Source organism: Mesorhizobium sp. WSM4806, from assembly GCF_055811635.1.
This window is the reverse complement of record NZ_JBVVQZ010000027.1, coordinates 43,684-62,702: the sequence shown is the minus strand read 5'-3', so window position 1 is coordinate 62,702 and position 19,019 is coordinate 43,684. Positions and strand designations below refer to the sequence as shown.

Below are 19,019 nucleotides of genomic sequence, written 5' to 3'. Positions count from 1 at the left end.
GGGAAGCCTGGCTGGGCGCCTCATCTTCCGTAGCGGCAAGGCACTGGACTCGCTGCGCGATGCCGATATTGTGCTTGGCAAGCGTTGGTGCCGTGCTCTGGCGACGGCAACCGACGGGGAGATACCGGCGGCTTGGTTCGCAGGAACATGTCCCGGTCAACACGGGAGGAAGTCTGATGAGAATTGGGGTCTTTCTGGCCGGCTTTTCGGCTTTTGCCGCGCTGGTTGGCGCGCCTGCCTTCGCGCAGGACAAACCGTTTGCGGGCGTTACCGTGAACGTCATTACGCAGACCGGTGCGATTCAGGAGCCGCTACAGCGGCGCGCGCCCGAGTTCGAAGCGCTCACCGGCGCCAAGATCAATGTCATCGCGGTGCCATTCTCGGATCTCTATCAGAAGATTCTCACCGACTGGGCGAGCGGCACCAACTCGGTCGATGCCGGCGTGTTCGCCCCGCAGTGGATGGTCGACTACATTGCCGGCGGCTATCTCGAGGACCTGACGCCGCGAGTGGAGGCCGACAAGGACATCCAGCAGGACGATGTGGGCGCGTTCTTCCGGGACTTCTCCGAGAAGTACAGCGGCAAGACCTACATGATCACGCTCGATGGTGACTTCCACATGATGTACTACCGCAAGGACGTGCTGGAAGCGGCCGGCCTGGCGGTGCCGAAAACCTGGGACGAGTATCTCGAGGTCGCCAAGGCCACACATGGCAAGGACATGAGCGGCGATGGCACGCCGGATTTCGGCTCCTGCATCGCCAAGAAGCGCAACGCGCAGAGCTATTGGTTCGTCACCGATGTGGTCGGCTCGATGACCCAGTCCAAGGGAACCAGCCAGGGCACCTTCTTCAACACCAAGGACATGACGCCGCTCGTCAACAACGACGCCTTCCGCAAGGCGCTCGACTTCCTGTCTGAATCGACCAAGTACGGCCCGCCGGACGAACTGAACCTCGACGTCAGCGATACAAGGCCGCTCTTCGCTTCCGGCCGCTGCGCGCTGAACCTCGACTGGGGTGATGTAGGCACGATCTCGATCGATCCGAAGCAGTCCAAGGTGATGGGCAAATGGGGCGCTGCGATCATGCCCGGATCCAAGGAGGTCCTGAACTGGGACACCGGCAAGCTAGAAGCCTGCACGGCAGAAAACTGCCCGCACGCGATCGACGGCGTGAACCATGCACCATTCGCCGCCTTTGGCGGCTGGGGCGGCGGCATCAACGCGGCGGCCGATCCGAAGGTGAAGGACGCCGCCTACGCCTACTTCTCGTTCATGACGCAGCCAGCGCAATCGAATGCCGACGTTACCGTCGGCGGCACCGGGTTCAACCCGTACCGCACCTCGCAGCTCGGCTACAGCGACCTTTGGAAGAAGGCCGGCATGAGCGAGGAGGAGGCCAAAGTCTACCTGGGCGCGATCAACGACAGCATGAGCAGCCCGAACATGATCCTCGACCTGCGCATCCCACAAAATCAGAAGTACCAGCAGGTCGTGCTCGACGAGGCGGTCTCGCGCTTCCTCGCCGGCGAAATCGACAAGGAAGCGACCGTCGCGGCGGTCGAGGAAGGCTGGAATGAGCTGAACGAAGAGGTTGGCAAAGACGAGCAGCTCAAACTTTACAAGGCGACCATCGGCGCCAAATAGGCAGCCAAGCAAACAACCCGGCGTGGCATCGTCCGCGCCGGGTCTGATGCCTGCCCCACTTTCTCAGGGTATGATGACCGCAACCGACACGATGCCAGACGCTGCCGACCGCCGCAGCTGGGCCGAATGGCTGGACGGTCACTCAGGCCGGATCATGGTGCTGCCAGCCGTCGTCGTGCTTCTCTGCTTCGCAATTTTTCCGCTCATCATCTCGGCCTATCTCGCTCTTTCGCGCTTTGCGCTCGCGTCGGGCGGATTCACGTTGAAATTCATCGGACTTTTGAACTTCCGCAAGCTGCTGGTCGGCTCGCAGCAGTATCACCTGCTCGGTAAGTTTGGCACGTTCGGCTTTGTCCAATTCGCTTTGCTGGCCTTGATCGCGGCAGGGCTGTTTTTCCTCCTCGCCCGCTACTTGTTGCGTGGCAGGCCGACCGTCGTCGGCACGGTTGGTCGGCTTCTGGCGACGGCGATGGCGATGAGCCTGGCGGTTCTTGCGCTGGCCACCATGGCGCCGGGCGGCGTGCCGGGGACTGTCGTCAACACGCTTCTCTACGTGTTCGTCGGCGTGTCCGTGCAGTTCGCACTGGGACTGGGCCTCGCGCTGCTGTGCGGCCAGCCGATCCGCGGCCGGAATTTCTTTCGCGTCCTCTTCTTCATCCCGCTGATGGTAACCCCGGTCGGTATCGCCTACACGTTCCGCATGCTCGCCGACATGCAGAAGGGGCCTTTCGCCCCACTCGTGCGCGCTTTCGGCATCAGCGAGTGGTCGTGGGCGACAGAGGCCTGGTCGGCGCGGCTGATGGTGTTGGTCGGCGACACCTGGCAGTGGACGCCGTTCATGTTTATCGTGCTGCTGGCGGCCATCGAGAACCAGCCGCGCGATCAGGTCGAGGCGGCGCGGCTCGACGGCGCCAACGGCTTCCAGATTTTTCGCGACATTACCTGGCCAGCGATCGCGCCGATTGCCGCCACCGTCGTGCTGATCCGGCTCATCGAGGCCTTCAAGATCATCGACCTGCCGAACGTGCTCACCGGCGGCGGTCCCGGCCTGGCGACGGAATCGATGACGCTCCATTCCTTCATTTCCTGGCGCACCCAGGATCTCGGCGGCTCGGCCGCTATCGGCTACATGCTGCTCTTCATCTCGACCATCGTATGCGTCTCGTTCTTCAACTTCGTGGTCCGGCCGGCGCGCCGGTTCGAAGCATGAGCACCGAGCCGCGCTCGCTGGCGCGCCGGCTGTTCGAGCCGGCCTCGATCGACAGCCAGGCGCCGGTCGCCAGGGTGCTGACCTATGTGCTGTTGTCCCTGTGGACGCTGGTTGTGGTGATTCCCCTCTACTGGGTGTTCATCACGTCCTTCAAGGGGCCTGGGGAGGTCGACAACGGGCCGTTCTATCTCCCGTTCGTCGACTTTGCCCCTTCGCTTCAGGCATGGGACTTCATGCTCGTGCAGAATTACACGCTGCGCCCTTACATGAATTCGGTCGTTGTCGCGGTCGCCAGCACACTGCTCGCAGTCCTGATCGGCTCGCTGGCGGCCTACGCGCTCGTGCGTATCCGCTTCCAGGTGAAGCTCGCCGCTGTTGCAATCTTCTTGATCCTGCTCACTGCAATCATCGTGGCGGTGGCCACTTTCGGCGTGCGGTGGGAGATCGCTATTGTCGTGGCGGCAGCTCTCTTCGTCATTGCGCTGTTCACGCTCGTTGGACGCACGAAGCTTGCGGTCGGCAACAGCGACATTGAGTTCTGGATCATCTCGAACCGTATCATGCCGCCGATCGTCGCCGTATTGCCGATCTACGTGATGTTCCAGCAGATGCGCCTGCTTGACACGCAGGTGGCGCTGATCGCCACCTACACCGCCATCAACCTGCCGATCGTGGTGTGGCTGACGCGCGATTTCTTCGCCGGCATCCCGCTCGACCTCGAGGAGAGCGCACAAATAGACGGCGCCTCCAAGTTCCGCGTTTTCTTCACCATCGCGCTGCCGCTGGTGCGGTCCGGCCTGGTCGCGACCTTCCTGCTGGTGCTGATCCTTGCCTGGAACGAGTATCTGCTGGCCCTCTTCCTCTCCAATGCCGATGCGCAGACCATGCCGGTGCTGGTATCGGCACAGAACACGACCCGCGGGCCGCAATGGTGGAACATGTCGGTGTTGATCACCGTGATGATCGCCCCCGTGATCATCATCTCCAGCATCCTGCAGAAGCACATCGCGCGCGGGCTGCTGGTCGGCGCAGTGAAGGGCTAGTCAATATGCGGGTCACCCTGTCCGATATCTACAAGTCCTTCGGCGCGGTCGAGGTGGTCAAAGGGCTCGACCTGGAGATCGAGGACGGCGAGTTCCTGGTGCTGCTCGGCCCTTCAGGCTGCGGCAAGACGACAGCGCTGCGCATGGTGGCCGGGCTTGAATCGGTGAGTTCCGGCCGCGTCCTCATCGGCGACCGCGACGTCACCCACGTGCTGCCCAAATATCGCGACGTGGCGATGGTGTTCCAGTCCTACGCGCTCTATCCGCACATGACGGTTGCCGAGAACATCGCATATCCGCTGAAGCTTCGTGGCGTGCCGCGCACTGAGCGCGACGCCGCCGTGCGCAGTGCCGCCGTCAAGGTGCATCTCGAGGAGTTCCTCGACCGCTATCCGCGGCAGCTTTCCGGCGGTCAGCGGCAACGCATCGCGCTCGCCCGCGCCATGGTGCGGCGGCCGAGCGTGTTCCTGATGGACGAGCCGCTCTCCAACCTCGACGCCAAGCTGCGCGGCCACATGCGTTCGGAACTGAAGCGCCTGCAGGCCGATCTGGGCGTGACGACGATCTACGTCACCCACGATCAGATCGAGGCCATGACCCTGGCGCACCGTGTTGCCATCATGAACCGCGGCGTCGTGCAGCAGATCGCGACGCCCCGTCAGATCTACGACGATCCGGCGAACCTGTTCGTCGCCGGCTTCATCGGCTCGCCGCCGATGAATTTTCTCCACGGTGAGCTGGTCGAGGGTAGCTTCGCCTGCGCGGAAGGGCGATTTGCGACCAGCGTTGCCGAAAGCCGTAAGAAGGTCACTGCCGGCCTCCGGCCCGAGGATTGCCGGGTCACGGCGCCATCGGAGGGCAAGATTGCGGCGCGAGTCTATGCCGTGGAACTGATCGGCGATCATACCTTGATCACCTGCCAGTTCGGTGGGGCCACAGTAACCGTTAAGGCCGACAAATCGGCGCACTACGACATGGATGAGCCGATCGGCATCACCTTCCAGGATGCCGCCGTCTTTCTGTTCGATGCGGAAACTGGGGCCCGCATTCGCGGCCGCGCCGGTAGACAGGCGGCCGCGTGACTTAAGTTCTTGTTTTTATGGATGTCGTTATCGCAAAACCGCTGCGCACCCTCGGGTCAGGCCCAAGGGGCATGCTTTTGCGCGACATACATTAATTCTCTTCCACGAACACCTCTTCGCGCTTCTTCTTGACCGCCGGCAGGAAGACGATGACGAGCACGGCGAAGGCGATGAACAGCAGGCCGGCGCTGATCGGCCTCGTCACGAAGGTGGTCGGGTCGCCGCGCGCGAGAATCATGGCACGGCGCAGGTTTTCCTCGAGCAGCGGGCCGAGCACGAAGCCGAGCAGCAGCGGCGCGGGTTCGCAGCGCAGCTTGGTCAGGAGATAGCCGAGCAAGCCGAAGAAGGCGACGGCGTAGAGGTCGTAGATGTTGGTGTTGACGCTGTAAACGCCGATCGAGCAGAACGCCATGATGATCGGGAAGAGCACGTAGTAGGGGATCGTCAGGAGTTTCACCCAAAGCCCGATCAGCGGCAGGTTCAAGATGATCAGCATCAGATTGCCGATCCACATCGAGGCGATGATGCCCCAAAACAGCGCCGGCTGTTCGATCGCGACATTGGGGCCGGGCACGATGCCCTGGATGATCATCGCGCCGATCATCAGCGCCATGACCGGGTTGGCCGGAATGCCGAGTGTCAGCATCGGGATGAAGGAGGTCTGCGCACCGGCATTGTTGGCCGATTCCGGTCCGGCGACGCCTTCGACGGCGCCCTTGCCGAATTCCCCGGGGTTTTTCGAGATGCGTTTTTCGACCGTGTAGGAGGCAAAGGCTGCAAGGATCGCGCCGCCTCCCGGCAGGATGCCGAGCGCCGAACCGATGATGGTTCCGCGCACGATCGGCGCCGCCATGCGGCGAAAGTCGTCGCGGGTCGGCATCAGGCCGGAGACGCTTCGGATCATCACCGAGCGCTCGTGCTCGTTTTCGAGGTTGCGCAGGATCTCGGCGACGCCGAAGACGCCGACCGCCACCGCGACGAAATTCAGCCCGTCGGCATATTCGCGGATGCCGAGCGTGAAGCGCGGCGTGCCGGTGTAGATGTCGGTGCCGACGATGCCGAGCAGCAGGCCAAGCACGACCATCGCCAGCGCCTTGACGATCGAGCCGTGGGCGAGCGCAACGGACGAGACGAGGCCGACGATCATCAGCGAAAAATACTCGGCCGCGCCGAATTCCAGCGCGATCGCCGTCAGCGGCGGGGCAAAGACGGCGACGAGGAAGGTCGACACCGTGCCAGCGAAGAACGAGCCTATCGCCGCGATGGCGAGTGCCGCCCCGGCGCGGCCGTTCTTGGCCATCTGGTAGCCGTCGATGGCGGTTACGGCCGACGAGGACTCGCCAGGCATGTTGATGAGGATGGCGGTGGTCGAGCCGCCATATTGCGCGCCGTAATAGATGCCGGCGAGCATGATAAGGGAGGAAACCGGGTCGCCGATCTGGAAGGTGATCGGCAACAGCATGGCGATGGTGGCGGTGGCGCCGATACCGGGCAAAACGCCAATCAGCGTGCCGAGAAGGACGCCGATCAGGCAGAAACCGAGATTTGCCAGCGACGAGGCCGTCGAAAAACCAAGCGCGAGGTTGTCGAGGAGTTCCATGTTCATCTCCTCAAAACTGCAGCCACGGGCCGAAGCGCCGGAACGGCAGGCCGAGCGCATAGCTGAAGACGAGGAACGCAAACAGCGTCAGGCCGGCGGAGAGCACGAGCGCGGTCAGCGGCCTCATGCGACCGCTGGCAAAGGATGCAATCAGCGCCGTCAGGAAGATCGAGGGGAGGAAGCCGAGGCCGCGCACGGTCAGGCCGAAGAAGATCGGGGCAGGCAGGATGAACAGCATGCCACGCCAGGCTACATGGCCGATCGGCTCGCTCTCGAAGCGCACCGCTTCGACGAGGATGACGGCGCCAAGCAGGATCAAAACGATTGCCAGGACCAGCGGGAAATAGCCCGGTCCCATGCGGAAGGCGGTGCCGATTTCGAGGTCGAGCGACTGCAGCGCGAAAAATCCGCCGAGAAAGATGAACAGCGCGGCGCATATGCCGTTGGTCGTGTCGATGGTGAAGGGTTTCATGACGTCCTCCCAGGCCCGCGCCGCGGGCGCGCCGATGCCGGTGTGAAAATGGGCCGGTGTGAAAAAAACGGGGCGCTGGTGGGCGCCCCGTTCAAAATCTCAGTCGGCGTACTGGCCGGCGGCTTCGATGATCGGCTTCCAGCGCGCGATCTCGCCCTCCAGCTTGGCCTTCAGCGCGGCCGGAGTCGCATCAGCTTCAGGCGATGGCTTGGTGCCGAGTTCGGCGAAGCGGGCGACGACATTCGGGTCCTTCAGCGCGACCTGAAGCGACTTCGACAGGCGTTCGGTGACCTCTGCCGGCGTGCCCTTGGGCGCGTAGAGGCCGTGCCAGATGCCGACCTGCACCTCCGGGAGACCGGCTTCCGTCGTCGTCGGGACGTCCGGCAGAACATCGAGGCGTTCAGCCGAGGTGACGGCGTAGACCTTGATCGTGCCGCCCTGGATCTGCTTGGTGGTGTTGGTCGACTGATCGCACATGATGTCGACCTGGCCGCCGAGAAGGTCGGTCATGGCCGGTCCGGTGCCTTTGTAGGGCACGGTGACCAGCGGCGTGCCGATCGCGCTCATGAACAGCATGCCGCACAGATGCGAGGCCGCGCCTATGCCGGCATTGGCGACGGTGACGGTATCCTTGTTGGCCTTGGCGTAGTCGACCAGCCCCTTCAGGTCGGTCGGCTCGAGGTCCTTGCGGCCGACGACGGTCATCGGCACCTCGGTGACGAGGCCGACATATTCGAAGCTGTTCAGCGTGTCGTATGCGAGCTTTCTGTACAGCGTGGCGCTTGTCGCCATGCCGATATGATGGAGGAGAAGCGTATAGCCGTCGGGCTCGGCGCTCGCGACGCGACCGGCGCCCAGCGTGCCGCCGGCGCCGCCGACATTCTCGACGATGATCTGCTGGCCGAGATCCTTCGACATGGCTTCCGCGACGAGGCGCGTGACCGTGTCGGTCGGGCCGCCGGCCGAAAACGGCACCACCACGGTGATGGTGCGTTCGGGATAGGTTTGCGCGCCCGCGGCGAACGAATACAGCGTGACGGCGGCGGCGGCCAGAGCGGCGGCGAATCTTCTCATCTCAACTTCCTCCCAGGATATGAATTCCCAACCGCCTCCTGGAGTTCTTCTCAACACCGGCTGCGGGTGGACCAATAACTAGCGTAACCTAGCGGATTGCAATCGGACTCAAGCCGCATGCTGCTATTATACACAAGTCCGCGCAAATGGGTGAAAAGGTGCCATCGAGCCGGAGGCGGACTGCCGGGCGCCCAGCGGTCGAAGATGGCATGTTTAACGAGCATAGGTCGCGGACCGGCCTTACGCCTTTCCTTGGATTATGCGGGATAAGTGGAGAGCGGCTCTCCTGATGTCGATCTGCGAATCGCATGTTCGACGCCGCGGAGCTCGGCCAATCCCTTGAGCCGACCGATGGCCGGATAGCCGGGCTGCGCCCCGCGAGTCAGGTCATCGAGGATATCCTGGCCGTGGTCGGGGCGCATCGGGATGACGGCGTCCTGGCGGCCCTCCACTTTGCGCCGCGCTTCCTCGCGAAGCAGCGCCGCCACCACCGCCACCATGTCGGTGTCGCCGGCAAGGTGCTCGTCCTCGTGGAACGAGCAGGGGGTGCCGGCCGCTTCCTTGCGCACATTGCGCAGATGGGCGAAGTGGATTTTTGGCCCCATCCGCTCGATCATGCCGGGCAGATCACTATCGGGTCTCGCGCCGAGCGAGCCGGTGCACAGCGTCGCGCCGTTGGCCGGGCTGTCGACTGCGTCCAGAACGTAGCTGTAGTCGGCCTCGGTCGACATGATGCGCGGCAGGCCGAGCAGCGGAAACGGCGGGTCATCGGGGTGGCAGCAGAGTCGCAGGCCGAGGCGTTCGGCCGTGGGCACGACCTCCGCCAGGAAATCGACGAAATGCCGGCGCAGGGTTGTTGCGTCGATACGGTCATAGTTTGACAGTTGAGCCGCGAGGCCGTCGAGAGACGTGTCTTCGGTCGAGCCCGGCAGGCCGGAATTGACGCTTCTTGCCAGAATCTTGCGCGCATGGTCATCCATTTGCGCATATCGGCGCGCCGCTTCGGCGGCGATCTCCGGTGTGTAGTCGCCGGGCGCCGCCTGGCGTTTCAGAATATGGATGTCGAATGCGGCGAAGTCGATCAGATCGAAGCGCATGGTGGTGCCGCCATGCGGCAGGCGCCAGGCAAGATCGGTGCGGGTCCAATCGAGCACGGGCATGAAATTGTAGCAGATGACCGAAATGCCGGCTCGCGCCAGGTTTTCCAGCGATGTCCTGTGGTTGGCAAGATGGCTGCGCCATTCGCCGACCTGCGTCTTGATCGATTCGGAAACCGGCAGGCTTTCGACAATCTCCCAGGTCAGTTCGCTTGCGCTTCCATCCGGCAAGGATGCGACTTCGCGCTGACGCCTTTCGATTTCGGCGGGCAGCCAGACGGCGCCGTGAGGAACGTGGTGAAGGGCCGTGACGATGCCTTGCGCCCCGGCTTGACGCGCGTCCGCAATCGTCACCTTGTCGACCGGGCCGAACCAACGCCACACATGTCTCATTCGAACACTCCTTTAAAAAGAATCGCCGTGCGGCCCGCCCGCGCTCCTGCCGCGGTGTGACCGACCTGCTGCTTTTCTTCATCCGCTGCTATCAGATTCCGGTGTCGGCGCGAATGGCGATAGTGGCTGACGGCAATCGACGCCAGCGCGAAGTTCTAGGCTAAAGCGCGTCGTGTCTGAAGGGATTCATGCGACGCGCTTTAAATCTTTGTTTTTGTGCATGTCGTTGACCCAAAACCGCTGCGCACTTTTGGGCGGCGTGCATTAGAGCAGCGCTTCGTACAGATCGCCGATCTTTTCAACTTCGAAATCCGCCGCCCTGCTTTTCAGGATGGCGGCAGAAGTGGGGTGGTCCAGCATGTCAGCCATCGCCTTTGCCATAGCCGCGGCATCGCCGACCGGCACCAAGGCGCCGAAACGGCCGTCACCGAGAATCTCGCGCGGGCCATGTGGCGCATCCGTGGAGACCACCGGGACGCCCGCAGCCATGGCCTCGACCAACACATTGCCAAAGCCTTCGCTCGTCGAGGAAAGCACGAACAGGTCGGCTGCGGCATAACAGGCGGCTGGGTCGTTGACGTAGCCAGCAAAGAGCACGTCCGCGCCGATACCGGTTCCCTCGGCATAGGCGCGCAATTCGACAGCCAGCGGACCTTCGCCGAAGATGATAAGCCGAGCGCGGCCGCCGGCGCGCAGGATGGCGAAAGCCCGCAGCAAGGTCCGATGGTCCTTGACTGGCACCAGGCGCCCGGCGGTCGCGATGACCGGGCCATCGCCCATCGTTGACAGCTGTGCCTGCCATGCTTGGGAATCTTGTTCGAGCGCCGCAACCGGCGGCAGCGGATTGTTGATGACGACAATTTTGGATTTGGGAAAACCGCGGGCCGCAAGGTCGCGGCCGACACCCGCTGAGACGGCGATGGCTTTGGTTGCGCGCGCTGCAACCAGTGCGGAAAGCCAGACCGCTATTCTCGCGCCGAGGCTGCTGGAAGGCAGTGAGGCGGCTGCGTGGAAGCTTGGAAAGAACCGCGCCCGGCTTCGCGCCAGGAGAAGCGCCAGCGCCACGACCAGATTGGCAAATTCCGGGGCGCTGTAGACCGCATGCGGACCAAGGCGGCTGAACAAACCTGCGCTTCGCACGATGCCTTTCAGCGTCTCCCACTTGCCGTAACCCTCGCCCTGGATGGGAAGGTCGAAATCGACCAGATGCACGGCGGGGGATCGCAGCGCGGCGTTGGGTCCTTGCGCGTTCCAGGTAAAAAGGGTGACATCGTGCCCACGCGATGCCAATTCATTTGCCATGAGGACGAAGACACGCTCGGCGCCGCCGCCCCTGAGACTGGCGATGTGAAAGACAATGCGCTTCGCCATGCCTGGATTCAGGCTCGGCTGACGCCGATGCCTGATCGGTTCGGCGGCTGGCGCATGTCGCGAACGATACCCATGGCAATGGCCAGCAGCATGCCCAGAGCAAAGCCGGCGAAAGCTCCCAGGCCTGCCGTCACAGGGGTGCGGGGCGGCCACGAGCGACCCGGTGGCGGCACGGCGGTGGAAATCACCTGCACATTGGTGGTGTCGATCTGCTCGCGCTCGGTGATTTGGCGCGCGCGAGACAGGAAGCTTTCATAGACCGCCCTTCTCGAGGCGGCGTCGCGTTCAAGCTCACGCAGGGCGACCTGGGACTCGCTGTCGGTGAAAACGTTGTTCTTCAGAGCGTTCATCCTGGCGGTGAGAGAAGCCAACGAGGCGTTGGCCTTGTCCAGGTTGGCTTTTGCCGTGCCGACCGTGCGGGAGAACTCCGCCCTGAGTTGAGAACTGACGGTTTCGAATTCTGTCCTGAGCCGGACGATCGTCGGGTGGCGCGGACCAAAGGTCATGGACTGAGAATCGATCTGCTGCCGCAAGCCATTCGCCTTGTCGCGCAGCACTGAGAGTGCTGCCGAAACCGCGGGGTCAGGATTGGCCCCATTGACACCGGAAGCAACCAAGGCGTCGTAACTTGCCTGCGCCGCGATAACGCGCGATTGCGCCTCGCCAATTTCGCTATTGAGCTGCGTCATCGTCTGCGAACTGACAAGCTGGCCATTGCTGGCCGACAAATTGTGGCTGCGCCTGTAGCTCTCGACCTTCTCTTCGGCTGCCTGCACGTCGCGCTTGAGTTGGCCGAGCCGGCCCTCAAGAGCAGCTGCGGCACGGCCGGCGCCAGCAGCTTCGGCCGTGGCCAGTTCTTCCTGGAAAGCCTTCACCATGGCTTGCGAGATCAGGATCGCCTTGCCGGTGGTTTCTGCCGATACCGCGAGGGTTGTGACGAACGAGGTTTCATCTGCAGCGACGCTGACCCGCTGCGCCAGGCTTTTCTGGGCGACAAGCTTCGGATCGGACTTGCCGCCACTCACTGCAGCACCAGAGGTGGAAGCGGTCTGGTCCGGATCGAAAAACTCCGGATCGTTGGCGAGACCGAGTTCGTCCACCACACGTGCAAGCACGTTGCCGGAGGTCAAGATGCGCTGCTTGCTGCGCGCGTTCAGTATTTGGCTGTCGACCTGGCCCGGTTGCGAGTAGACATCGTTTTCCACAACCTGCAAATTGGCAGGATTGATGAGGATTTCCGTCGTGACGGTATAACGCTGTTTGCTCAGCAATCCGTAGGCGGCGCCGATGACGCCGCCGGCCACCGCCAGCATCAATGCCAGGACGAGCCCGGCACGCAGCCAGACAAAAAGGCGTCGAAAATCGAGCTCGAGGAAATCGCCGATCTTGTCGAGCGTCACCGTCGGGACAGGCTCGGGCGTGGGCGGAGTGACAGGGGCGGAGGGGCGCGCCGTGACCGGAGCATCCTGTTGCAGCCTTGCCCTGCTGGCGCGCCGCGCATTGGCGATCCGCTCGAATGCGCTGATATTGGAATCCGCTGTAGGGGGAGGGGTTGTGCCGGAAGCGGCAGACATGGCGCTAACTCTGGTTATTCGCTACGCGGACCAGCACTACAGAAAGATCGTTAACATGTCATTTTCCAAGTTGGCATATTTTGCCGAGTCAGGCACCGCGTCTGTTCAGCGGTCCCTTGAATGGATCTCGTTGGCCAGAATGGCGTCTGAATACCCTCACTTGGATCGGCGATGAGCTATCCCGCCGCCGTATCGGAACGAACCAGCCAGGCGCGCCGTCAGAACGCGCTGTCGCTGCTGTTTTTCCTATGCGCGGCGTTGGCGTTCCTGCTCCGCTTCACGGTATCGCCGCAGATCATGAACATGGTCGTCGACTATACCGCCGACGGCGGTTCATTCTACGAGAAACTGCATGTCGGCACCTATGCCATCTTCCTGCTGCTTCCTGTCGTTCTTTTCAGCCGACCGTTTCTGCTGCAGGGCGACGAAATTGGAATCTTCAAGGCCTTGCTGCTCTATTCTGCGGTGATTTTCGCGCTGGTGCCGTATCTGTTCATCACCGGCCGCGCCGGCTCCTCCGGGTTTATCATCGATACCTATCTGGTGGCGGGCGCCGCAGGCCTGTTGATGCTGGCCCTGAACGCGCAAGTGCGGCGTGCCTTGGGCGACCTCGTGCTTGGGATGGTGGTCCTCAGCGCTGTGATGGGCACGATCGAAGCGGTGACTCAACATCGGTTTCTGCCCTACGGTCTCAACGAACTGCAGTTCAGGCCGATCGGGCTATCGGCGCACCCGCTGGCCCTGGGCGCGCTCTGCGCCACAGTCATCGGGTTCGTACCGCTGACGAACTGGCGCATATGGGTTCGGGTGCTGGCGATCTTCGTATTGCTCGTCGGCTGTGCTGCATCAGGCGCGCGCGCCGCCCTGTTGCTCGCTGCCGCAGAAACCCTCATTCTGCTGATGTTCGTGCCTTGGCCGCGCCTGTCCCTCAAGCATCAGCGGCAGGCCAAGTCTGTCGTGCTGCTGTTCGCTGTGGCGGGCGGCGCAGTGCTGGTGGCCATACTGTTTTCGGGCGGGCTGCTGAACCGATTCGGCAACACGATCTTTGACGAAAATTTCATGGCGCGGGTGACGATCTACCAGGTGTTCGGACTTGTCAGCTGGAAAGACATCCTGTTTGGCATGAACGTCGACGACCTCCTGGCGATCGTCAACGAGAAGTTGCATCTGCCCTATATCGAGAGCGCGCCGGTGGTCATCATCATGCTGTTCGGCTTGCCGATCGCTGCGCTCTTCATCGGGCTGGTATTCTGGTTCATTTTCCGGTTGCTGCGCGGGGCGCTGCTGCCGGCATGGATCGGCACCATGACGTTCCTGCTTGCTGCGCTATCGAACAACGCGCTCTCGTCAAAATCGCCGGAGATCACCATTATCGTGGTGTTGCTGCTTGCCTATAGAAACGATCCGTTTCGAAACCGGCAGGGGAGCATATTGTCGACCGCGGCGGCATCCGAGCCGACACTGGATCGGCCTGGACAGCGCAGACTCCAGACGCGTCAGCCGGCGCTATCCACAACCTCGAGATTGCCTGCGCGGTTGAGCGTGTGAATGCCAGCGCGGACCCATGCCGGCCCCGGGCCGATCGGGCAGGGCGGCGCAAAACGGACCTCGAAATCGTCAAGCCGTTCCAATCGCATCAACCCGAGACCGCCACCATAGGCTCTCGAGCCGTTTTGCACCGGCAGCACCAGGGCGTCACCGTGGCGGATGAAGGCGCCGCCGGGCCGAGCGGCCGAGTGATCGACGGCGATGGGATTGAGCGCGTGCGTAACCCACGGCCCGCGCAGCGAGGGTGCGGAATAGACCGCCATCGTGTCCGACGCGCTGCCATAACCGAACCGCTCCGTCCCCAATAGCCAGAAGCGGCCGGCCGATTCGAGCAGCGTGGCGTCATTGAAATCCTTGTCCGTCAACAGCACGGTGTCGCGTACCCAGCGATCTGGAAACTGCGCAGCGCGGTAGAGCACAAGCTCGCGCGCCGCCGCACTTTCAGGAATCATGAAAATCTCGCCGGCGCGAGCGAACACCTGCGGATACGACAAATGGTGGGTTTCCTCCAGCACCACCCTCGGCACGCCGAAGCTGCCGTCGTCACCCAGTTCGGCGACAGAAATCACGCCGCGACCGGTAGCGTAGGGAAATTCCTCGACGAACAGATAGTGGCGGCCATCCCGCTCGAGGACGAATGGGTCGGCATAGAATCGCTGGCCATCGTCCGGCAGGACGGTGAACGGCTTACCGTCGAGCTGTCCGGTTTCGGCGACACCTGGCCCGTCGATCAGCCGATAGGCAACCTGCCAATAGAAGGGACGCCGTCCAAGCCTGAGTTTTTGCACGGCGCGATCGACCAGCCCGCTGCAGAAAAAGGGCAGATAGTGCCGGACAAAACCGCCGTTCCTCAGCATCGGCGCCGGACTATCGGCTATCGGCACAAGTTCGCCCGCGGCAAACCGGGCGACGCTTTGCGCAACCAGCGAGATGGCCCCAGCGAGCATGTCGTTGCAGCTGCGAGACAGCCAGAGCCGGTCGCCGAGCATCGGTCGGCCCCGGGCGACTGTGACGCCGTCGAGGCGCACGGCAAGTTCGGGCAATCGCCCGCTCGCCAGCGTCTCGGCCACACCGGCAGGGAAGCTGCTGCGGCCGCAAAATTCGAGCGTCAGAACCGGCGTGCCTCGCCGTGCGAAAGTGCCGGTAAGATCGACCACGAGTTCGGCCGGACCAGAACCGCCAGACGGCAACGGCTCGGAGCGGCTTGCCAATGAGGGACCGAAGCGCCGGCTCTCGATCGCCAGCACATTATCCAGGCCGCGTGCGATCGGCGCAGGCGTCGGCGCGCGGCCGCTCGAAACCACGTGACCGCCTGCGCTCAACCGCACCAGAAGCGCATTTTCCCAGCGCCGAGATCCGACCGTGTGGCCGATAATTAAAATATTAGTCAATCGAATATATTCTTTTTCAAGACTACTCTGCCAGGATACCTATCGGTTCAGGCTTTCACAAGAGTTACCGGGGCGAACGTGGGCTTGGTTGTTAATCATATATTAAGATTTAAGGTCACGGAGGCGGCTTCTGCCGCTATTATAGCTCGTGGCGAATAATCGGCAGGTCGCGACGCCTTCTGGCGACCAGGATCAGCAATGAACATCCTTTCACATCCAAAATTGCCGTCCAGGCAAAAACTGCTGATCGTGTTCGGCACCAGGCCTGAGGCGCTCAAATGCTTTCCGGTGGTGCGTGCCGCGCTTGCCCATCCAGGTTTCATCACCGAGACATGCATCACCGGCCAGCATCGCGAGATGGTCGACCAGGTCATCGAACTGACCGGCCTGCCGGTGCATCATGATCTCAACATCATGCAGCCCGGCCAGACATTGTTCGACGTGACCTCGCGCGTGCTGCTGGGCATGGCCGAAGTGCTGGAGCAGGCGAAGCCTGATATCGTCCTCGTGCAAGGCGACACGACCACGGCGATGACTGCGGCTTTGGCTGCCTTCTACAAGCGCATCCCGGTCGCCCATATCGAGGCCGGATTGCGCAGCCACAATATCAACTCTCCGTTTCCAGAGGAACTGAACCGCAAGATTGCCGGCGATATCGCGACCTGGCATTTCGCGCCGACCATCCAGGCGCGCGACAATCTCATCGCCGAAGGAAAGGCTGCGAGCACCATCTTCGTGACCGGCAACACGGTGATAGACACGCTGTTGCATTTTTCCGGCGCGATCGACGCCGACAGTCTGATGAGCGCAAAACTCGCCGCCGGTTTCCCGTTCCTCGATCCGGCCAAGAAAATGGTGCTCGTCACCGGTCATCGTCGTGAGAATTTCGACGGCGGCATCCATCGTATCTGCACGGCGCTGAAGGGGCTGGCAATGCGCGAGGACGTGCAGATCGTCTATCCGGTCCATCCCAACCCCAATGTGCGCTCGGTGGTGAACGCAGAACTGGGCGGCGTGCCGAACATCCACCTGGTCGACCCGCAGGACTATCTGCCGTTCCTGTTCCTCCAAAAGCAGAGCTATCTGGTGCTGACCGATAGCGGCGGCGTGCAGGAAGAAGCGCCTTCGCTCGGCAAGCCGGTGCTGGTGATGCGTGAGAATACCGAGCGGCCCGAGGGGATCGCGGCGGGCACCGCCCGTCTCGTCGGCACCGATATCCAAAAGATCCTGTTGAATGCCAACAGCCTGCTCGACGACCAGGCGGCCTATCGCGGCATGGCGGAACGACACAACCCCTATGGCGATGGCCGGGCCAGTAACCGGATCGTTGAGGAACTGCTGCATCATGGCTGAGATCAAGACCGTTTCCGTTATCGGCATGGGCTATATCGGCCTGCCGACCTGTGCCATCTTCGCCAGTCGCGGGCTCGACGTCATCGGCGTCGACGTCAACGAAGCGGTGGTCGAGAAGGTCAATCGCGGCGAGATCCACATCGTCGAGCCGGACCTCGATGGTCTGATCCAGAAGGTTGTGGCAAACGGCAAGCTCAGGGCTTTCAGCACGCCGCAGCCTGCGGACGCCTTTGTCATCGCCGTGCCGACCCCGATGACCGCGGACCACAAGCCTGACGTGAGCTATGTGCTCGCGGCGGCACGCAGCGTTGCCTCGGTGCTGAAGCGGGGAGATCTTGTGGTGCTGGAATCGACATCGCCGGTCGGCACGACGCGCATCATGACCGGACTGCTTGCCGAGTTGCGGCCCGATCTCAAATTTCCTCTCGCGCATGGCGAACAGGCCGATGTCCTGGTCGCCTACTCGCCCGAGCGGGTGTTGCCGGGAAAGGTCCTAACCGAGCTGATCAACAACGATCGCTCGATCGGCGGACTATCGCGCAAGTCGTCGGAACGCACCGCGGCACTCTATTCAACCTTTGTTGCCGGCGACCTGTTCACGACCCAGGCCGAAAGCGCGGAACTGGTGAAGCTGACCGAAAACGCGTTCCGCGACGTCAACATCGCCTTTGCCAACGAGCTTGCGGCGGTGTGCCAGGATCTGTCGCTCAACGTCTGGGAGGTGATCGATCTCGCCAACCGGCACCCCCGCGTGAACATCCTGCAGCCGAGCCCGGGCGTCGGCGGCCACTGCATTGCCGTCGATCCGTATTTTATCATCGATGCCGCGCCCAACAGCACGCGGCTGATGGCTTCGGCACGCCGGATCAATTCCGAGCGTCCGTTGTCGGTGGTCAGGGATATACAAGCCTTGCTCGACCCATCCCGCAAGCAGACGATCGCTTGCCTTGGCCTCAGCTTCAAACCCAATATCGACGATATGCGCGAGAGCCCGGCTGTCGAGGTGGTGAAGCTTTTGTCGGATATCCCCAACCTGAAGATCATTGCGGCTGAACCCAACGCACGCAGGCTGCCACATGAGCTCGAGGGCAAGGGCATCGTCTTCACCGATGCGCTTTCCGCCATCGACCAGTGCGATATCGTCGTCCTGCTGGTCGACCATCGGCAGTTCAATCTGGTTGATCCCGAAGCGCTCAAGGACAAGAAGCTCATCGATACCAGGGGTTTGTGGACCTGGCGCAAGGCACGCAAGCCCGACGCCCGCATCGAAGGCAAGAAATCAGCGCTCGAGGCGCTTGCTGCAAGTGCAGAGGAGGCCGCATGAACGCGCACGACCCAGCCTGGGCGCAGCATCGCCTGTTGGCGTCGCGGCGCCGGGAATTCCTCGGCGCGCCGATCCATGCGCTGACCATGGCCGAGACACTGGCCATCGCCGATGAGGCGATGACCCTGCGGCGGCCGCTGCATCATGTGGTGGTGAATGTCGCCAAGCTTGTGAACATGCGCAACAATAGCGAGCTGCGGGAGGATGTCGCGACGGCGGATGTGATCAACGTCGACGGCATCGGCGTGCTTTGGGGGGCGCGTCTTTGCGGCGTCGCGCTGCCGGAGCGGGTGGCCGGCGTCGACATCATGATCAATCTGCTGAGCCTCTGCGCGAAGCGTGGCTTCAGGCCCTTCCTCCTGGGCGCCGAACAATCCGTTCTCGATGCCGTTGGAATGCGACTTGCCAAGGATCATCTGGGTCTCGTCGTCGCCGGCATGCGCAATGGCTATTTCAAGCCGGAAGACGAGGCCGGCATCGTCGAGGCGATCAACGCCTCGGGGGCCAACTGCCTGTTGGTGGCGATGCCGACGCCGCGCAAGGAGCGCTTTATCAAGCGCTATCGTGACGAACTCACCCCGAGTTTCGTCATGGGCGTGGGCGGCAGTTTCGATGTCTATGGCGGCAAGGTTGCCCGGGCGCCAAAACTGGTTCAAGCGGCCGGTCTGGAGTGGTTGTTTCGCGTGGCGCAGGAGCCGCGACGCTTGTGGCGCCGCTACTATGACACCAACGCCGCCTACGCGGCGCTGCTGTGCCGGGAGTTATGGGGCCGTCGGGGACGCCGGAAGGTCGGTCCATAAATAGCGATTACCAGGGCGCCGACCCTGGGCTGCTGCGT

Annotated in this window: 15 protein-coding genes; 8 read left to right on the top strand and 7 right to left on the bottom strand. The window is 62.6% G+C overall.

Features of this window, described 5'->3' with window-relative positions; all coding sequences use genetic code 11:
- Positions 1-176: 176 nt before the first annotated feature.
- The 4 genes from AC0L2M_RS31050 to AC0L2M_RS31035 all read left to right on the top strand — a co-directional run bounded on the left by AC0L2M_RS31050 (position 177) and on the right by AC0L2M_RS31035 (position 4,984).
- A complete protein-coding gene (locus AC0L2M_RS31050; RefSeq protein ID WP_091596667.1) occupies positions 177-1,649 on the top strand; it encodes an ABC transporter substrate-binding protein in 1,473 nt (490 codons plus the stop codon).
- 73 nt (positions 1,650-1,722) lie between these two features.
- Positions 1,723-2,859, top strand: coding sequence for a carbohydrate ABC transporter permease (locus AC0L2M_RS31045; RefSeq protein ID WP_031254400.1), 1,137 nt, complete (start codon positions 1,723-1,725; stop codon positions 2,857-2,859).
- Entirely contained in the window at positions 2,856-3,902 is a 1,047-nt protein-coding gene (locus tag AC0L2M_RS31040; protein WP_023797762.1) for a carbohydrate ABC transporter permease, read from the top strand. The genes AC0L2M_RS31045 and AC0L2M_RS31040 overlap by 4 nt, the downstream gene beginning before the upstream one ends.
- Positions 3,903-3,907: 5 nt before the next feature.
- On the top strand, positions 3,908-4,984 hold the full coding sequence (locus AC0L2M_RS31035) for an ABC transporter ATP-binding protein (protein ID WP_128173295.1): 1,077 nt from the start codon (positions 3,908-3,910) through the stop codon (positions 4,982-4,984).
- A gap of 91 nt (positions 4,985-5,075) precedes the next feature.
- On the opposite strand, the gene AC0L2M_RS31030 is transcribed toward AC0L2M_RS31035, so the two are convergent.
- From AC0L2M_RS31030 to AC0L2M_RS31005, 6 genes are all read right to left on the bottom strand, one after another.
- A complete protein-coding gene (locus tag AC0L2M_RS31030) occupies positions 5,076-6,584 on the bottom strand; it encodes a tripartite tricarboxylate transporter permease (protein ID WP_027151366.1) in 1,509 nt (502 codons plus the stop codon).
- Between the two features lie 10 nt (positions 6,585-6,594).
- Positions 6,595-7,056, bottom strand: coding sequence for a tripartite tricarboxylate transporter TctB family protein (locus tag AC0L2M_RS31025; RefSeq protein ID WP_023797766.1), 462 nt, complete (start codon positions 7,054-7,056; stop codon positions 6,595-6,597).
- A 99-nt stretch (positions 7,057-7,155) separates the two neighbouring features.
- The gene (locus AC0L2M_RS31020) at positions 7,156-8,130 is read right to left on the bottom strand and encodes a tripartite tricarboxylate transporter substrate-binding protein (protein WP_128246209.1); all 975 of its coding nucleotides are present in this window, start codon (positions 8,128-8,130) and stop codon (positions 7,156-7,158) included.
- Positions 8,131-8,387: 257 nt separating this feature from the next.
- A complete protein-coding gene (uxuA, locus tag AC0L2M_RS31015; protein ID WP_473536826.1) occupies positions 8,388-9,620 on the bottom strand; it encodes a mannonate dehydratase in 1,233 nt (410 codons plus the stop codon).
- A gap of 264 nt (positions 9,621-9,884) precedes the next feature.
- Complete coding sequence (locus AC0L2M_RS31010) at positions 9,885-10,991, bottom strand: glycosyltransferase (protein WP_287259124.1); 1,107 nt, start codon at positions 10,989-10,991, stop codon at positions 9,885-9,887.
- Positions 10,992-10,999: 8 nt separating this feature from the next.
- Complete coding sequence (locus tag AC0L2M_RS31005; protein WP_128173290.1) at positions 11,000-12,565, bottom strand: GumC family protein; 1,566 nt, start codon at positions 12,563-12,565, stop codon at positions 11,000-11,002.
- 171 nt (positions 12,566-12,736) lie between these two features.
- On the opposite strand from AC0L2M_RS31005, the gene AC0L2M_RS31000 reads away from it, so the two are divergent.
- Positions 12,737-14,113: a VpsF family polysaccharide biosynthesis protein gene (locus AC0L2M_RS31000; RefSeq protein ID WP_287225747.1), complete on the top strand. Its 1,377-nt coding sequence runs from the start codon at positions 12,737-12,739 to the stop codon at positions 14,111-14,113.
- Here the strand turns inward: AC0L2M_RS31000 and AC0L2M_RS30995 are convergent.
- On the bottom strand, positions 14,062-15,504 hold the full coding sequence (locus AC0L2M_RS30995; protein ID WP_473536825.1) for a glucosamine inositolphosphorylceramide transferase family protein: 1,443 nt from the start codon (positions 15,502-15,504) through the stop codon (positions 14,062-14,064). The genes AC0L2M_RS31000 and AC0L2M_RS30995 overlap by 52 nt on opposite strands.
- A 198-nt stretch (positions 15,505-15,702) precedes the next feature.
- Between AC0L2M_RS30995 and wecB the strand changes: the two genes are divergently transcribed.
- The 3 genes from wecB to AC0L2M_RS30980 are packed head-to-tail and all read left to right on the top strand — an operon-like array spanning position 15,703 to position 18,981.
- On the top strand, positions 15,703-16,857 hold the full coding sequence (gene wecB / locus AC0L2M_RS30990) for a non-hydrolyzing UDP-N-acetylglucosamine 2-epimerase (protein ID WP_091596635.1): 1,155 nt from the start codon (positions 15,703-15,705) through the stop codon (positions 16,855-16,857).
- The gene (wecC, locus tag AC0L2M_RS30985) at positions 16,850-18,181 is read left to right on the top strand and encodes a UDP-N-acetyl-D-mannosamine dehydrogenase (protein ID WP_287342127.1); all 1,332 of its coding nucleotides are present in this window, start codon (positions 16,850-16,852) and stop codon (positions 18,179-18,181) included. Before wecB ends, wecC begins: the two co-directional genes overlap by 8 nt.
- Positions 18,178-18,981 carry a WecB/TagA/CpsF family glycosyltransferase gene (locus AC0L2M_RS30980; protein ID WP_473536824.1) on the top strand — a complete coding sequence of 268 codons (804 nt, stop codon included), beginning with the start codon at positions 18,178-18,180 and terminating at the stop codon, positions 18,979-18,981. The genes wecC and AC0L2M_RS30980 overlap by 4 nt, the downstream gene beginning before the upstream one ends.
- Positions 18,982-19,019: the final 38 nt, after the last annotated feature.

Bases quoted from the DNA above. Each gene is read 5' to 3' on its own strand.
- AC0L2M_RS31050 (WP_091596667.1), top strand. From the start codon at position 177: ATGAGAATTGGGGTCTTTCTGGCCGGCTTTTCGGCTTTTGCCGCGCTG.
- AC0L2M_RS31045 (WP_031254400.1), top strand. From the start codon at position 1,723: ATGACCGCAACCGACACGATGCCAGACGCTGCCGACCGCCGCAGCTGG.
- AC0L2M_RS31040 (WP_023797762.1), top strand. From the start codon at position 2,856: ATGAGCACCGAGCCGCGCTCGCTGGCGCGCCGGCTGTTCGAGCCGGCC.
- AC0L2M_RS31035 (WP_128173295.1), top strand. From the start codon at position 3,908: ATGCGGGTCACCCTGTCCGATATCTACAAGTCCTTCGGCGCGGTCGAG.
- AC0L2M_RS31030 (WP_027151366.1), bottom strand. From the start codon at position 6,584: ATGGAACTCCTCGACAACCTCGCGCTTGGTTTTTCGACGGCCTCGTCG.
- AC0L2M_RS31025 (WP_023797766.1), bottom strand. From the start codon at position 7,056: ATGAAACCCTTCACCATCGACACGACCAACGGCATATGCGCCGCGCTG.
- AC0L2M_RS31020 (WP_128246209.1), bottom strand. From the start codon at position 8,130: ATGAGAAGATTCGCCGCCGCTCTGGCCGCCGCCGCCGTCACGCTGTAT.
- uxuA (WP_473536826.1), bottom strand. From the start codon at position 9,620: ATGAGACATGTGTGGCGTTGGTTCGGCCCGGTCGACAAGGTGACGATT.
- AC0L2M_RS31010 (WP_287259124.1), bottom strand. From the start codon at position 10,991: ATGGCGAAGCGCATTGTCTTTCACATCGCCAGTCTCAGGGGCGGCGGC.
- AC0L2M_RS31005 (WP_128173290.1), bottom strand. From the start codon at position 12,565: ATGTCTGCCGCTTCCGGCACAACCCCTCCCCCTACAGCGGATTCCAAT.
- AC0L2M_RS31000 (WP_287225747.1), top strand. From the start codon at position 12,737: ATGAGCTATCCCGCCGCCGTATCGGAACGAACCAGCCAGGCGCGCCGT.
- wecB (WP_091596635.1), top strand. From the start codon at position 15,703: ATGAACATCCTTTCACATCCAAAATTGCCGTCCAGGCAAAAACTGCTG.
- wecC (WP_287342127.1), top strand. From the start codon at position 16,850: ATGGCTGAGATCAAGACCGTTTCCGTTATCGGCATGGGCTATATCGGC.
- AC0L2M_RS30980 (WP_473536824.1), top strand. From the start codon at position 18,178: ATGAACGCGCACGACCCAGCCTGGGCGCAGCATCGCCTGTTGGCGTCG.